This window comes from Virgibacillus byunsanensis (assembly GCF_042675965.1).
Classification (GTDB): domain Bacteria; phylum Bacillota; class Bacilli; order Bacillales; family Amphibacillaceae; genus Virgibacillus_R; species Virgibacillus_R byunsanensis.
Genome location: NZ_JBHTKJ010000041.1, coordinates 1 through 15,224 on the forward strand (window position 1 = coordinate 1; position 15,224 = coordinate 15,224).

Sequence of the window (15,224 nt, forward strand, 5' to 3'; positions counted from 1 at the left end):
ATGTGGTCTTTACATTTTCAAGGAGTCTACGTGTATTTCCTCCGCTGTTATTTCTGTTACTGTCGTGGGACTGTATTAGTATTAATAGAACCCCTTACCAGTCAAGGTGAGCGGAGGGCGGTGACTCCTGCGGGAACAGCACGTGTCTGAAGACACCGAAGCGGTGGTTTTCCGCTTCGGAGGCTGAAGCCGTGCCCGCGGAAAGCATCCGCCCGTAGCGATCCCAGACGGCGGCAATAGCACGCGTTCTTAGAAATAAGCCTAAAGTTACGTCGCAGTTTATACCTATTGTCACAAAAGCAACAACTTTACGAAACCAGCCTAAATAGCGAACAATAGTAACCTTACTATGATCACTTTTTAATGTTAATGCCCCTTTTCAAACCATTCATTCGATTGTACCTGTAAGAGGACAAGCTTATTATTTATCTGTTTGTAATACAATCGAATTGAAACATCTAAAAGGGGCATCCAACTTAACATTCACCCTTTTAATCGCCTGGTTAAGGGATATATCCCTGCACTTTGAATAACAAGCGACAATAACACTGCTGCAAATGTCAACGAAATAAGAATGTCATTCTTATCAGATGCTACTTCCAACCCCATTAACAATGCTATTGACATGGTACCTTTTATACCAGACCAAGTTATCAACGAAGTATCTTTCATGCTGAATTGATGTTTCCATGCTGGTATTGTTTGTGTAAGACTGATTAGAATTACAAAGCGAACGATTATTGATAAGATAAAAATGATAATTGCAAGGTACCATTCAGGAAAAATCAGGTAATCCCCTGCTTGAATTCCAATCAACAGAAATAGCAACGATAAAAATGATGGCTCCACAATGCTCCAAAATCCATCTAATGAATTACGAAAATGGTCTTCCTTACTATTTTTTCCAAACTCCCACGAAAGCATCAAACCAGCAGAAACAGTAGCCAGAACACCAGAAACCCCAATAATTTCACCTATGTAAAAACTTCCATAGGCAACGATTACACTAAGCATGACTTGGTACTGCCGATCATGTGTATAATGAACTGCTTTGCTCATTAGCCAGCCAAAGCTGATACCAATGAATATACCACCCAGAGAAACAATCAAAAATTCACCAATTAACGTGCTAAACGAAAAACTTGTTTCATTTACAAACATACCCAACAGAACGGTAAAAATAACAATGCTTGTCCCATCGTTCAACAGGGACTCCCCCTCCACAACATCGGCAATCTTTTTATCGCTAGAGGTTTCTTTTAATATGGAAACAACCGAAACAGGATCCGTCGGCGTGAGAATTGCAGCTATTAGCAACGCTCCAATCCACGTGAATTGTACAAAGAGATTACTGACGAAATAAATCAATATACCTAATAATGATACAGTAAGTAGTAAGCCAACAGTACCTAAACAAGTAATGATCCACTTATTCTTCTTTAAAGCTTTTAACGGAAAACTATATGCTGAGATGAATAATAATGCAGGTAAAAAAACATTAAAAATGAGCCCTTTTGTGATAGTCACCTCAGCAAAGTAAGGAATGGGTGCAAGGATTAAACCCAATAATACTAACACTACGGGTACTGGAAAATAATTTTTCTTTTTATCGATTGAAAATACCATGTATCCAATTAATAATAAAAGTATAATTTGATGTGCATTCAATAGTAGGATGCTCCTTTTTAAAAAATAATCCCGCTTATACTATTTCATCCCCTACTTTACCACTATTAAACAAAACTAAATAACCTTACCATAATAGGAACTTGGTAAGGTTATCTAAAGTAATCTATTTCATATCTGGATCTGGTAAATCATCAGATTTTCGTAATGCAAATAATGGTGTATCGTGAATATATGGTGGTGCAGGATTTAGCTTTGGCTTTTTACCATATGGTAACGGGTCCTCTACATAATTAAACGTGCCGAGCCCGTCCATACTTGGTCCATGTGCCCAGCGTCCCTCCGCACTTTGATTACCTAATGAATAATTAAAAAGTGTATAAGCAACTTCTTGCTTTTCTAATTCTCTTGGGAAAGTGCTTGGTACAACAATGTTTTCTTTTGCTTCCAATTCGCAAATTGCTGCATACCACTGGTTCTGGTGCATGGTATCCCTTGCTATTAGCCATGAAAGCATATCTTTCACACCACGATCATCCGTCTGCTCATATAATCGGACTGCCTGTAACCTCCCTTGTGATTCTGCATTTAAATTTGCACGAAAGTCAGCTAACAAATTACCACTTGCAATAATATAGTCAGCTGTCCAACGGTTTCCAACACTGTCTGAAGGCATTGCTCCTAAACCGGAAACAATGGAATGCTGTGGATTAGATCCACCTAATATTGCTGCTACAACTGGGTTTTGGGCAGCTTCATCGAGTTCAACATCTGGAGCGCCATCCAAAAGTCTCGCTATCATCGTAGCTAACATTTCTATATGTGCCAACTCTTCAGCACCTGTATCCATCAATAAATCTCTATATTTCCCATCTCCACGGGTATTCCACCCTTGAAATAAGTACTGCATAGCAACTGAAATTTCACCAAATTGGCCACCTAGTATTTCCTGTAACTTTTTAGCATAAACCGGATCTGGACATTCAGGCTTCGAACGATACTGTAACTCTTTTACATGATAAAACAATACACTCACTTCCTTTTTATATTAACAAGTAGGTAAAGACCTAGCTTTTACTTATTTATGCATGTCAATTGTAATTGGTGAAGGAAATGGCTATGACTCTAATTTATTCGCTTTTCATATTAGAAAACTTGGCATTCGTTATAGGGATTCTTGGTAAGCATACTTTGCTTTCTTATGCTTTGGAGTGCAAGCCTTTATGGCGAATGACCTAGTTGCACTTATGCAAATAAGAAAGTTTTTATACTTTCTTATCTGCCAAAAAATGTCTCACAGGGCTCTACCCCGTGAGACAATATCTTTCGTATTCTTTTAATTAAATCTAGTAATTAACCGCGTCACTTGAATTAATAAAACCATGTTCATAATAATATCCAGCCCCATTTAATGGATCTGCAGTTTGTTCAATAGCAGCACGAATCTCTGCATTATTTCTACCTTGACCTGCTAATAGTCCAGCTAAACCAGCAACATGTGGAGAAGCCATTGATGTACCAGACATATATGCATAACCATCTCGTTGCACAGTTGAGGCGATATCAACTCCTGGTGCCACAACATCGACCCATACACCGTAATTAGAAAAACTCGCTAATTGATTATTACTATCTACTGCACCAACGGCAATAGTATTTTCATAGGATGCAGGTTCAAAAGTTGTAGAGACACCATCATTTCCAGCTGCTGCCACAACTACTGTTCCTTTATTCCAAGCATAGTTCACCGCATCCTCTAACGTCTGGGTATCACAATCACAACCAAGTGATAGATTAATAACTTCAGCACCATAATCCGCAGCATATATAATTCCGTCTGCAACATCGTCCAATGTGCCACTGCCTCTTGCATCTAGAACACGAACTGCCAAAATTTGTGTATCTGGTGCCATGCCAGCGATCCCAATTCCATTATTCGTCTCAGCTGCAGCAGTCCCTGCAACATGGGTTCCGTGACCATTTCGATCCATTGGGTTCGTGTTATTTTGAACGAAATTATACCCTTGAATTGTCTTATTCCGTAAATCTTCGTGTTTATAATCAACGCCAGTATCTAAAATTGCAATTTCTTGACTACTACTGCCTCGAGCTATATCCCATGCAACATCTGTATTTGTTGTAAACAGTCCATATTGATAATCTGTGTTAGCATAAGTGTCATTTGGTGACCATGTAGCATACAGCTTATAATTTGGTTCTGCGTACTTCACGTTAGGATTTTTATTTAATGCTTTAACAACCGCATCTACATTCCCAACTTTAAGTACTTTAAAAGGAGATTCAACGACATCTTCATCTGCCATAATTTTAGCATTTAACCCTTTTATTGCTTTATCCTGTTTCCTTTTCGTTATACCTTCCTTAAACTTTACAACAACCTCATCTTTAACATGGGCACCTTTTGCATCCACAGCACTAACAAATACTTCACCCTCTGACATGGCGTCACCTCTATCCATTGCTGCTTCTCCTATCATTGGGGAAACTGCTAATAGAAATGCCAAAGTCAACCCACTCCATAATGCTTTCATCATACTATTCCTCCTTTTTTGGCAGATAGGAAATTATAAAACTTTCCTATCTGCATAAGTGCAACTAAGCCTTTCGCCATAAAGGCTTGGCGATAAGCCAAGTTTTCTAAAATATAATGTATATATTCTTATTAAAAAGAGTAGAATCCTGCTAATTCATATTGGGAAAAGGTGTCAAAAATTACCGTGATTACTGTAAACTTTTGCACTACACTTTCATCCATAATGAAATACATAATTAATAAAGTAAGTAATAGGGCTATCACAAGCATCAAGGAAGAAAAATGATAAATCACATACATACATATTTAAGACGGAAAATGAAAATTCCGACAATATGGTCCCTATTTAGATAGAGAAAATAAAAATTTAAGTAATAATGCCTACTAAAGACACGGTTATTACTTGCCCAAATTTTCTAAACTCCTGAATTGCCCAACTCTACGATTTACCTCTTGCAATTTTCAGCTAATTCATATAGAGTAATAGAAAATAATTATTTTAACAAAATTAAATATTTTATTTCTTATCCAGAGAGACGGAGGGACTGGCCCGTAGATGTCTCAGCAACCAACCATTTAGGTCCGGTGCTAATTCCAGTAGGTGGATCATTACACCTAGGAGATGAGAAGAAAGTCGTCTATTACGAACCTTCTTCTTTCTGAGGAAGGTTCGTTTTTTTATCAAAAAAATTAGAAAGAGGGATTCAAATGACACAAATCAAACAATCGAATGCAAAAACGGATCAAAAAGCTCCATTTCAAGCTGACCATGTAGGTAGTTTTTTAAGACCTGAACGGATTAAACAGGCACGTTTACGTAAAGCAAACGGGGACATTACCGCTAATGACCTTTGGGAAATTGAAAATGAGGAAATTGCTAAACTAGTAAAAAAACAAAAAGAAGTAGGTTTACAGTCCGTCACAGATGGTGAGTTAAGGCGTGCCTGGTTCCATCTGGACTTCATTCAAGAACTTGTTGGGGTTAAGTTTATCGAATTAGACACTGGTCTTACATTTAACGGAGAAAAAACAAAAGCTCATTCGGTTAAAGTAGTCGGAAAACTTGATTTTGATAATCACCCTGTAGTCGAGGAGTATAAATATTTACACAGTGTCGCAGGATCACATACGGCTAAAATGACGATTCCAAGTCCAAGCATGCTTTACTTCAGGGAAATTGGAGAAGAAGAAAAGGAATTTTATCCTAGTAAGGAAGCGTTATTCAGTGATATAGCAGAAGTTTATAAAAAAACTATAAAGGCCCTATACGACGCAGGTTGTCGCTACTTACAATTAGATGATACGACTTGGTCATTATTCCTTGAGCAGGAATCCAGAAGTGATTTGGTTCTTTCTGGTGGGATTTTGAAAGCCAGAGGTGACGATCCTAAGGAAATCAGTGAACTGTTTGCTAAAACCATTAATGAAGCTATTGTCGATAAGCCAGAGGATATGACAATTACGATGCATATTTGCAGAGGGAATTATAAATCTACGTATGCAGGAAGCGGTAGTTATGATGCAGTTTCCAAAATTATCTTTGGTGACTTAAATGTAGATGGGCTTTTCCTTGAGTTTGATGATGAACGCTCAGGAGGATTTGAACCGCTACATCATGTAAATAGACCTGACTTAAAGATTGTGCTCGGATTAATCACATCAAAGTTCGGTGAGTTGGAAGATCCTGAGCAGATAAAATCACGGATTGAAGAAGCTGCTAAATATGTTCCGTTAGAGCAATTATGCTTGAGTCCTCAATGTGGATTTGCTTCCACAGAAGAAGGAAATATTCTAACCGAAGACGAGCAATGGGCTAAAATCCGTCACGTGGTTGAGATAGCCGAATCCGTTTGGAAATAATTATATTAATAGAAAGACATATCCAAGTGATATGTCTTTTTTGCACCAAAAATAAGAGAGACGATTGTAACGTCTCTCTTGCCTTTGTTTTCCCATTATAGATGGGCTTTATCTTTCATTTTTCTAAGCTGTTTACCTAAATAGTTTGCAACTTCCAACATTCCAAACTTTCCACTCTCTGCTTCTGCATCGCTATTATAGTTCGTATTGGTATTTATATCATAGGTAAAAATATCCCCATATTCATCTTGAATAAATTCGATTCCAGCAACTTGTATATCGTTTGCGGCTAGCATCTTTTCGTATTTTTCAAGAACTGGATGATCAAAGCCTTCTCTTATCTGAAACTTCGATTGACCTTGTGGCTCCTCACCTGCAGGACAATATAAATCATCTATAATACAAGCATCTGCTGGACATAGTTCAAAACCTTCTGAAGTATCGACACGGACAGCATAAACGAACTTACCACCTACGAATTCACAACGAGTAATATACGATTCAGGTGATTCAATGTATTCTTGAATTAGTGTTATTCCATCTACTGGCTCCTCAAAATCATCACTCTCTACATACTGCTTTAAAGCTTCTACTGATTGGAAAAGTTGAACGCCAAGCCCTTTACCCGCACGATTATGCTTGGTAATAAATTTCTTCCCTTCAAAGGATTTTGCGGCTTTTAGTAGTTCGTTTTTTCCAACTGCAGCAATCGTATTCGGTGTTTTAATACCATATTTTTCGAGCTCCAAATATTGCAATACCTTGCTTACTTCAAGCCTAAGCGCACAACTTCCATTAACGACAACTCTACCATGTTGTTCTAACCAGGACAGTACAGCACTTGTCAGTTCTGGTGAAAAACGGTTTCCACGAGTATGGGATGAAGCACTCATTCTATTATAGAATATACCCTCTGGCGGTACAGTTGTTAAATCAACTGTACCACTATCTAATAGCCAATCTTCATATGGAAGTTCTAACTCTTCTAATCTTTTTAGTAAATGCTCTGTCCATTCATTATTTTCATGAATTATATATATTTTACTCATACTTAACCACCCCTCTTTACTAAATGTTTGTTACACTTTCTCGTAATTCTTCGACCAGTGGCATCACCTGTTTGGAAAACCGCTCTAATTCCTCTAGCTGGGGTGAACTTTGTAACAATAGTAGATCTACCCCTACTGCTTCAAATGCCAATATTTGTTTGGCTATTTGCTCTGGTGTTCCAACCAAATTTGGTCGCAAGCCACGATTTGATACAGAGTAGTCTTGTAGTTTAATCTGTTGCTCAAGCTCTGACTTTGATGTGAAATCATCAAAACCTGAATAACCACTTGCATCTTTCACTGTCGTAATTCGGTCTAACTCTTCTAATGCTTCTTTTTCAGTATCCCGACAAATAACATATGCTGCCAAACCAAATGATTGTAATGGGTTCTGGCCAGTAGCATCTCTGCGCTCTTTTATATCATTGATTTTGGTTTCAATTTCTTGAACCGTACCTCCATGCATCACGTAAGCATCACAAAGAGAAGTAATTACTTGTTTACCTTTTTCGCTTTCACCTCCAGCATATAAAGTAGGGTTTGGACGTTGTACTGGCTTTGGTGAAAGTTCCGTGTTTTCGATTTTATAAAATTTCCCTTCATACGAGAATGTATCTTCGGTCCATAAGCCTTTTACAATCTCAAGAAATTCAATAGTTCGATCGTAGCGCTCATCATGCTCCGTAAAATCCCCGCCATATTGCTTCGCCTCTTCAGCCCACCAGCCAGAAACAACATTTAACGTGAACCTACCATTACTTATGTGGTCAATATTCGCTGCCATTTTTGCTGTAATAGCAGGATTGTGAAATACAGGGCGAACTGCTGCCATGATTTCAATTTTTTCAGTTACAGCTGCTAGAGCTGCCGCAGTTGACCATGCTTCTAATGAATCTTCTTTTGTTCCTTTTATATCATTTAAATATAATTCAGCAATTAACGTTGTATCATATCCCCATTTTTCAGCAGATTGAATTACTTTCTTTGCATAATCAAATGTAGGTGGCATCGTTTCATCCTCAACGTTACGAAGCCATCCACCAAAAATCGGTAACCAAAATCCATATCTCATCATTACACCTCTCCTATTTTTCTCATTAAAAAACTCTTTTCTTAGATAGAAAAGAGTTTACAAACCATACAAAAGTTCTTCTCCTCCTATCTTTCAAGCACAACGCTCGGTGGAATTGGCACAGTATTCTTTCCAGAAAAAACCTGTTGCCGAGGCTTCAAAGGGCCATTTCCCTCCACCTCTCTCGATAAGAAACAAAATACAAACTATTTAATTTGTTAATGTGATAATAAAGTAAATTACTAAAGTTGTCAATAAATTGCAACTATTGGGGATTCTCTTGATGTTTACATGACTGCCATAAATAGGTATGATAGTAAAAGCAATTTTATTTACTTAGGTAAATAATAAAGGAGAAAAAAGATGGATATAAATAATCGAGATATTTTTCATTTGTTAAATCAGCGTGTTCGTTTTTTCACTAAGGTCATGAATAATCGTCTTTCTGATCATGGACTGTATACGTCACAATGGTCTATTATTTATTGTTTAGAACGATTTGGGCCAATGACTCAAACTGCCATTTGGAAATACTTGAATGTTGAAGCACCAACGGTCACTCGTACGCTGTCACGCATGCAAAAGAGCGGATGGATTGTACGCAAATTGGGAGATGACAAACGGGAACGGGTCATTGAATTAACGGTAGACGCAAAGAAAAAATTTAGCCAAGTACAGCAAACCATGGACGTATTTGAAAATGAAATGCTTGTTGATTTTACAACCGAAGAAAAAATACAGTTACACGAACTACTGCAAAAGCTTGGTTCAAAAGGAGAGAAGTATGGATGAACAACAAGAAAGAAGAACAACCAATTTGGACCAAAAGTTTTATAAGTATTTCCATGACCCAGTTCATGGTTTTTCTAGTTTTTTATACATTATTAACCACCCTACCAGTTTATGTGATTAATAATCTAGGTCAAACTGAAGCTGATGGCGGATTAGTTGTTACAGTTATGTTACTCGCAGCAATCATTGTACGACCTCTCTCTGCTAAGTTTCTTGACCAAATTGGCAAGAAAAAAGGACTTGTTATAAGTATTGTCATCTTTACAGTTACAACCTTTCTTTATATCTGGATTGACCAATTCATACCATTGTTAGGATTACGTTTCTTTCACGGTTTATCATTTGGTGTAATTACGACAGCAACTGGTGCAATTGCAGCAGATATTATACCCCCAGCCCGACGTGGAGCGGGTCTTGGATATTTTGCAATGTCTATGAACTTAGCAATTGTAGTTGGACCATTCATTGGTTTAACACTATTACAATTTGTATCCTTTCAAACACTCTTTATCGTCTTAAGCGTACTTATGATTGGCGGAATTGTAAGTTCTGTACTTGTAAACATACCGATGACCAACAAGGATAAGACAACTACATTTAAATTGTCGCTACATGATTTAATTGAGCTTAAAGCATTACCAATTGCACTGATAAGCAGCATCATTGCTTTAACCTATTCCAGTATTATTTCATTTATTTCGGTATATGCCGAGTCCATTAACCTCTCCACAACGGCCAGCTATTTCTTCTTAACTTTTGCTGTTGTTATGATTATATCAAGACCTTCACTAGGTAGAGCTTTTGATACAAAGGGACCTAAATTTGTCATTCTGCCATGTCTGTTTATATTTGCGATTGGTCTTGTTGTATTAAGCTTTACCAACTCGTCATTAATGTTACTCCTATCAGCTGGTCTGATTGGATTAGGCTATGGAACATTACTGCCAAGTTTTCAAACAATGGCAATTCAAGCTGCAGATCATTCCAGAAGTGGACATGCAACTGCTACGTTTTTCATGCTATATGATAGTGGCATTGCTGCTGGGTCATTTGTATGGGGAATTGTTATTGCCAGTCTTGGCTTTGAAAAGTTATATGTAATATGTGCAGTTTTCGTTTTAATTGTTATGGTTTTATTTAACTTCCATGAACGCCGAACAAAGATTACCGTTTAATTTTGATAGTGCATGCCAAATGTAAAAACTTTGGCATGCCTTTTTCACTATACATACATAATAAAGATAAACATGTATAACCTAGTTACGGAGCATAAAATGCTCAAAATAATTATTGGAGGTTTTTTATTATGGCTCAACAACAAAACCCGCAACAACAGTTACAACAGGCTGCTCAACAGGCGCAACAAGCTCAACAAGCAGTACAGCAAGCTCAGGCTAGTGCAGATCCGCAACAACTTCAACAAGCTCAACAACAATTACAACAGGCTGAGCAAAGCTTGCAAACTGCCCAAAGTCAAGCTGGACCAAATGCACAACAAGATCCACAGGCTCAACAAGCACAGCAACAGTTACAACAAGCTCGTCAACAAGTTCAACAAGCTCAACAGCAACAAGCACCGCAAAATAGAAACTTCTAATAAACATAAGGGCATATGAAAAGGGTAACTAGTTCCGTTACCTATCACAAACATTAAAAATGACCATCAAATTATATGTTAATTTGATGGTCATTTTTTGTTGGTGTGATTGCACGAGAAGAGCAGTCGTTTCTTATGTAAACGAGGTAGATAATAGACGAATGAATTTTAAGCGGACCTCATTGCCCTTATTTGTGTCCAAAACAGTGATTTTTAAGGTCAAGCGGACTCAGGAGATCTTATTGCATGAAAAAACAGCTATAACTCCTGGAACTGTTACAAATAAGGTCCACTGAGTCCTCAAAAAAGATAGGATGTCTTATGTTCACGCCTGGACTCCCTTTTAAATACAATGACCAAACAGAATTTAGTTCTGTTCAGCAATTATTTCTACTATTCTATCCTCTATTTCCGGACCATCATCTTCATCCATCAAATTGTTAACCATTACAGAAAAAATTAACGGCTCTCCACTATTCGTCTCTACATAGCCTGACAACGTGCTCACACCATATATGGTTCCTGTTTTAGCCCTTACAGATGTCTCTTTCATCCGATGCCTTAGCGTTCCACCTACCATACGATCTGCTTCTCCAGCATCAGGTAAGGAATGAAGATAGCTAGAAAACCATTCTTCTTTCTGTACCAAATATAAAAGGTTCGAAATCTCATTTGGTGGGATTAAATTAATATGAGAAAGTCCTGAGCCATCTCTGATCATAATCGTATCCATGTTCATGCCTAATTCAGAAAGGACGTTTTCCGTTACTTCTATCCCTTTGTCCCAGCTTCCTTCTCCATAAACAATCTTGCCCATTTCCTTTATTAACGTTTCCGCATGACCATTATTGCTCAATTTCATAAATGGTACAAGTAACTCAGACAAAGGCATGGATTGATGGGTTATAATAGCTTCTGCATCCTCGGGTGTAACTCCTGTTTTTAAACTTCCAGTCCATGAAATGCCTTGTTCTTGTAAAGATTTTTGGAAAAAGTCTAACGCATATGTTGTAGGTTCCCAAACTGCCATCCATTCCTTAACATTAACGGATCCTACAGGGATTTCTCCTTTAATCACAATATTGTTTGTCCCATGGTCACGTTCAACCGTTAATTCATCTTCCACATTCGTTGCGACAGTAGTCGCATTATTATCAATCGTTACATAATCGGTATTTGGTGATAAGCTTACATTTGGTCTTGCTCCAACAGTATCCCCCGGACTTACTTCAACGATAACTGTTCCTGCATCATAGTCTTGGCTAGGTGAAGCAGTTAGTGCAGAAACCTGTGCACCATAATAATAATGCTCATCACTCCATATTAAGTCAGGCGATAGTCGAACATCATCATACCACGTGTCGTCAGCAACAATATCGCCTTCAATCTTTTCAATCCCTTTTTCACTGAGGTCTAATGCAAAATTGTCAAAGTTAGATGGTAATAAGGTCGGATCACCTTTTCCCTTTAAATAAAGATTACCTTGTAAACTGTTTCCATTTATAGAACTATCTTTTAAAATTTCTGTGGTGAATTTGTAATCTTCTCCTAAGGTGGAAAGCGCTGCTGTTGCAGTCAACAACTTCATATTAGAAGCAGGTCGCATCCGAATGTTCCCCATATTGTTGTACAACTGTTCACCTGTTTTGGCCGAACGTACACTAATTCCGATTAATGCATCTTCCAGTTTTGAATCATTATTTATGTAATCATCTAGTTGTTGTTTCATAACAGTGTTATTTTCCTCTATGTTAATCACTGCTTTACTTTCCTGATTCAATTTATGCGCCTCCTCTACATCGTTTACCGTTTTATTATTTTTGCTAGTGGGAAATAAAACTACCACGATGATAAGCATCGTTATAATTAATGTACCATATACGTAAAATTGCTTTTTCATCACTTATCAACCCATTTCAGCATTATTTACTATTTTATATCCTTCCTAGAGATATTTCCACACAGAAGAAGTACAAACCTGTAATAACGAAAAAAAGGCTGGCACAAACCAACCTTTTTTGACTTGATTCTTATTGTTGTTTATATTGTGGCTCCTCTTGCTCTATTTCGTGAAGGCGTGGCGTCAAATTGTCGACGACCATCTGTGTTTGTTGAGCAGCATTTTGGTATAGTTGTTTCGCCTGTTTATTTTCAGTTCCAAGTGCGAAGGTTTCTAAACTAGCCTGTGCACTTTTCAATCCAGCTAACGTTTGTTTCACCTGTGTTTCAACTGTCATATGTTCTCCTCCTAGCTTAAAATAGACGTACATTTATAGAATGGTATTAAACAAACCGTTTTATGCATTCATTGTTTTCCATCACATTCTTAGTTTGGAACGATCGACATGATCCAATCTTTTATGTCTACCGTACGTATATATTCAGGAAATGATTCTGACCCGCAAATAATCAAAGAGATAAGTGAGTCATGTTTATGTAATCCGCCATGACTGGCACCACCAATGTGTGTAGGAGATCCCTCACCAATAAACTCATAACCGGGTTTGGCACTTACGATCATATACTCCCCTGCATGTGATAAGAACGCAGCATCTAATCTTCTTAAGGCATCTGGATATTCTCTATAGTGAATCGTTTGATCGATCATTTTTATATCTAAAATATCTTTATCTCCTTCTATAAACCATGACTGTCCGTACTCATCTATATAGTCACCTTTAGGACGGAAACGAAATTGTCCATTATGATTACCTGAAGTTACGGTTATCGTATTTTCTTTTTTTAGTGCAATAACATCAATTCGGTAATCCTTTTGCATTAGTTTAGCGATGTCATCCAAGGGAGCCTTCTTGGGGTTGAGTGTATAAATATAAGACATCCTCTCATTCACACCTAAAACGATATCGTCCTCTGGCATAACTCCTTGGCGTAATTTTACAATCTTGTATGACTTCAAAAGCTTTCTTAAATCAATAATCGCTTTCTTCCAATCCTTATTAATCGATGCCTGTCCATTATCACCAAGAATAACTAGCGTATAATCATCCAGCGCTTGATCCCATGAAGGAAACAGGTTAAGGATATCCTGTAATTGCTCATCCACTTTTTTTAGCCCAGTAATATCTGAACGACCATGTTTATGGACGCGTCGATCATAATCCGGAAAATAAGCAACAGTAAAAGCAGGGAGTTTGTTTTCGCTGATAAGATATTTAAGTTCATTACCTGTAAACGAATCATTAAATCCATATTTTTTCCAGAATTGACCTTTCTTTTTTATTGGATTTAAAGTATGCATTACTCCATACGAAAATAAATCAGGCTTATAAGTATCTAATTGTCTATCAAGACCAGTAATGAATGATAGCAAAAACGGTATTTTCAACTGGCTTGGTTGACTCCCCCTATATAACAGAGCGTTAATGGATGCTGTCTCTAAACCCTTTTCTTTTAACTCTTCGTGGATGGTTTTATATTCTTTACTCAAATGAGTATGATTATAATTATAAAAAATATCTATCATGGATTGTTTTAAACCCAACTTCAATAGTTCTCTGACATGACTACCGTAATTAACAATTCGTTTTTCCTTTGCATGGTACCAAACGAGTCCTGGAACTTTATGTTTATCACAATATACACCTGTTAATAATGTACTATCCACGTTTACTGACATCGTAGGAAATGGACAAACGAGATCTGGAAAATAACGGCCATTTTCTATAAGAAATTGTAAGGCAGGAATTTCCCCACGCTTTTGTGCTGCTTGTATAGGAGTATCCATCAATGTATCAATAATAAGCATGATAACTTTTTTATTTTGTGAGGATGGCATCTTTCATGTCCTTTCTCTTACTATTTCGTTCTATTAGTATGGTTTCCCTATTAAAAAATGTTAAATTCATTTAAAACGGAGAAGTGATTTTACGGGTAAGTGATCAGAAGCGATTGGAATATGTGATTCAACTTCCGTTTCCATAACCTCAAAATGAGGACTGGCAAATATGTAGTCCAATCTTCTCTTTGGACCATTTGACGGATAAGTGTTACCTTTCCCATTACCTTTAACGTGCCAGACATCGTGAAACTCACTGGTTATTTTCTTCCACTGATTCGATCCTGGGAACATATTGAAATCACCCATAATAATGATGGGATGTGCATAATTATCAAGTTGTTTTATCATAAAATTTATTGGCATTCGTTGAAAAAAGGGTACTAAACTTAGATGTGTTACATGGATTTGGACAAGCTCTTTATTTACTTGAACGGTTGCATCAAGAATTGACCTACCTTCGATAAACCCAGACGAAAAATCAAATGGATATATTTTACTAGTGGAAATCGGGTATCGAGACAAGAGAGCATTTCCATAATGACCATCTGTAGATGAATCCTTATGTTTTATAGTGAGTGATGGAGCAAAAGCATAATCCATATCCAGGTAGTTACTGAGTAAGTTAATTTGATCTTCATAATCACTACGTTCAGAAAAATGTTTGTCAACTTCCGTCAGGCCAACAATAGCTGCATCACTTTTCTTAATGACTTCGGCAATTCGATTAAGATCAATTCGCTGATCGGTTCCTTTGCCATGGTGAATATTATAGGTCATAACTTTTAAATCCACGAAGCACCTCCTTTACGAATACTTAACCTTAAGTTAACCGACAACAGCAATATAAATACGTATAAAGAAAAACACATTGCGCC

The 15,224-nt window shown here is 37.3% G+C and carries 13 protein-coding genes and 2 riboswitches; of the genes, 4 read left to right on the forward strand and 9 right to left on the reverse strand.

The annotated features are described in order from the left end of the window. Nucleotides 1–483 precede the first annotated feature (483 nt). The 3 genes from ACFQ3N_RS14525 to ACFQ3N_RS14535 form a co-directional block, all read right to left on the reverse strand. Nucleotides 484–1,668 (reverse strand): cation:proton antiporter, encoded by a 1,185-nt coding sequence (locus ACFQ3N_RS14525; RefSeq protein ID WP_390363259.1) that lies wholly within the window; start codon nucleotides 1,666–1,668, stop codon nucleotides 484–486. A 124-nt stretch (nucleotides 1,669–1,792) separates the two neighbouring features. Then, the gene (locus ACFQ3N_RS14530; protein WP_390363260.1) at nucleotides 1,793–2,653 is read right to left on the reverse strand and encodes a manganese catalase family protein; all 861 of its coding nucleotides are present in this window, start codon (nucleotides 2,651–2,653) and stop codon (nucleotides 1,793–1,795) included. 319 nt (nucleotides 2,654–2,972) lie between these two features. Then, nucleotides 2,973–4,181: a S8 family peptidase gene (locus ACFQ3N_RS14535; RefSeq protein ID WP_390363261.1), complete on the reverse strand. Its 1,209-nt coding sequence runs from the start codon at nucleotides 4,179–4,181 to the stop codon at nucleotides 2,973–2,975. Nucleotides 4,182–4,701: 520 nt separating this feature from the next. Continuing rightward, nucleotides 4,702–4,809, forward strand: a riboswitch (SAM riboswitch). 79 nt (nucleotides 4,810–4,888) lie between these two features. Here ACFQ3N_RS14535 and ACFQ3N_RS14540 point away from each other — a divergent pair. Then, entirely contained in the window at nucleotides 4,889–6,040 is a 1,152-nt protein-coding gene (locus ACFQ3N_RS14540; RefSeq protein ID WP_390363262.1) for a 5-methyltetrahydropteroyltriglutamate--homocysteine S-methyltransferase, read from the forward strand. Nucleotides 6,041–6,135: 95 nt separating this feature from the next. Here ACFQ3N_RS14540 and ACFQ3N_RS14545 read toward each other — a convergent pair whose 3' ends face one another. Then, on the reverse strand, nucleotides 6,136–7,089 hold the full coding sequence (locus ACFQ3N_RS14545) for an ATP-grasp domain-containing protein (protein WP_390363263.1): 954 nt from the start codon (nucleotides 7,087–7,089) through the stop codon (nucleotides 6,136–6,138). Nucleotides 7,090–7,108: 19 nt separating this feature from the next. Further along, nucleotides 7,109–8,161: an LLM class flavin-dependent oxidoreductase gene (locus tag ACFQ3N_RS14550; RefSeq protein ID WP_390363294.1), complete on the reverse strand. Its 1,053-nt coding sequence runs from the start codon at nucleotides 8,159–8,161 to the stop codon at nucleotides 7,109–7,111. An 83-nt stretch (nucleotides 8,162–8,244) separates the two neighbouring features. Then, a riboswitch (SAM riboswitch) is annotated at nucleotides 8,245–8,355 on the reverse strand. Between the two features lie 169 nt (nucleotides 8,356–8,524). Between ACFQ3N_RS14550 and ACFQ3N_RS14555 the strand changes: the two genes are divergently transcribed. The 3 genes from ACFQ3N_RS14555 (at nucleotide 8,525) to ACFQ3N_RS14565 (ending at nucleotide 10,550) form a co-directional block, all read left to right on the forward strand. Beyond that, nucleotides 8,525–8,953: a MarR family winged helix-turn-helix transcriptional regulator gene (locus tag ACFQ3N_RS14555; protein WP_390363264.1), complete on the forward strand. Its 429-nt coding sequence runs from the start codon at nucleotides 8,525–8,527 to the stop codon at nucleotides 8,951–8,953. Beyond that, the gene (locus ACFQ3N_RS14560; RefSeq protein WP_390363265.1) at nucleotides 8,950–10,128 is read left to right on the forward strand and encodes an MFS transporter; all 1,179 of its coding nucleotides are present in this window, start codon (nucleotides 8,950–8,952) and stop codon (nucleotides 10,126–10,128) included. Before ACFQ3N_RS14555 ends, ACFQ3N_RS14560 begins: the two co-directional genes overlap by 4 nt. A gap of 131 nt (nucleotides 10,129–10,259) precedes the next feature. Continuing rightward, on the forward strand, nucleotides 10,260–10,550 hold the full coding sequence (locus tag ACFQ3N_RS14565; RefSeq protein ID WP_390363266.1) for a hypothetical protein: 291 nt from the start codon (nucleotides 10,260–10,262) through the stop codon (nucleotides 10,548–10,550). 367 nt (nucleotides 10,551–10,917) lie between these two features. Here ACFQ3N_RS14565 and dacB read toward each other — a convergent pair whose 3' ends face one another. The 4 genes from dacB to ACFQ3N_RS14585 form a co-directional block, all read right to left on the reverse strand. Next, nucleotides 10,918–12,450 (reverse strand): D-alanyl-D-alanine carboxypeptidase/D-alanyl-D-alanine endopeptidase, encoded by a 1,533-nt coding sequence (gene dacB, locus ACFQ3N_RS14570; RefSeq protein WP_390363267.1) that lies wholly within the window; start codon nucleotides 12,448–12,450, stop codon nucleotides 10,918–10,920. A 130-nt stretch (nucleotides 12,451–12,580) separates the two neighbouring features. Continuing rightward, a complete protein-coding gene (locus tag ACFQ3N_RS14575) occupies nucleotides 12,581–12,787 on the reverse strand; it encodes a DUF1657 domain-containing protein (RefSeq protein ID WP_390363268.1) in 207 nt (68 codons plus the stop codon). A gap of 89 nt (nucleotides 12,788–12,876) precedes the next feature. Next, the gene (locus ACFQ3N_RS14580) at nucleotides 12,877–14,346 is read right to left on the reverse strand and encodes an alkaline phosphatase family protein (protein WP_390363269.1); all 1,470 of its coding nucleotides are present in this window, start codon (nucleotides 14,344–14,346) and stop codon (nucleotides 12,877–12,879) included. A gap of 66 nt (nucleotides 14,347–14,412) precedes the next feature. Beyond that, nucleotides 14,413–15,141, reverse strand: coding sequence for an endonuclease/exonuclease/phosphatase family protein (locus ACFQ3N_RS14585; RefSeq protein WP_390363270.1), 729 nt, complete (start codon nucleotides 15,139–15,141; stop codon nucleotides 14,413–14,415). Between the last annotated feature and the right edge of the window lie 83 nt (nucleotides 15,142–15,224).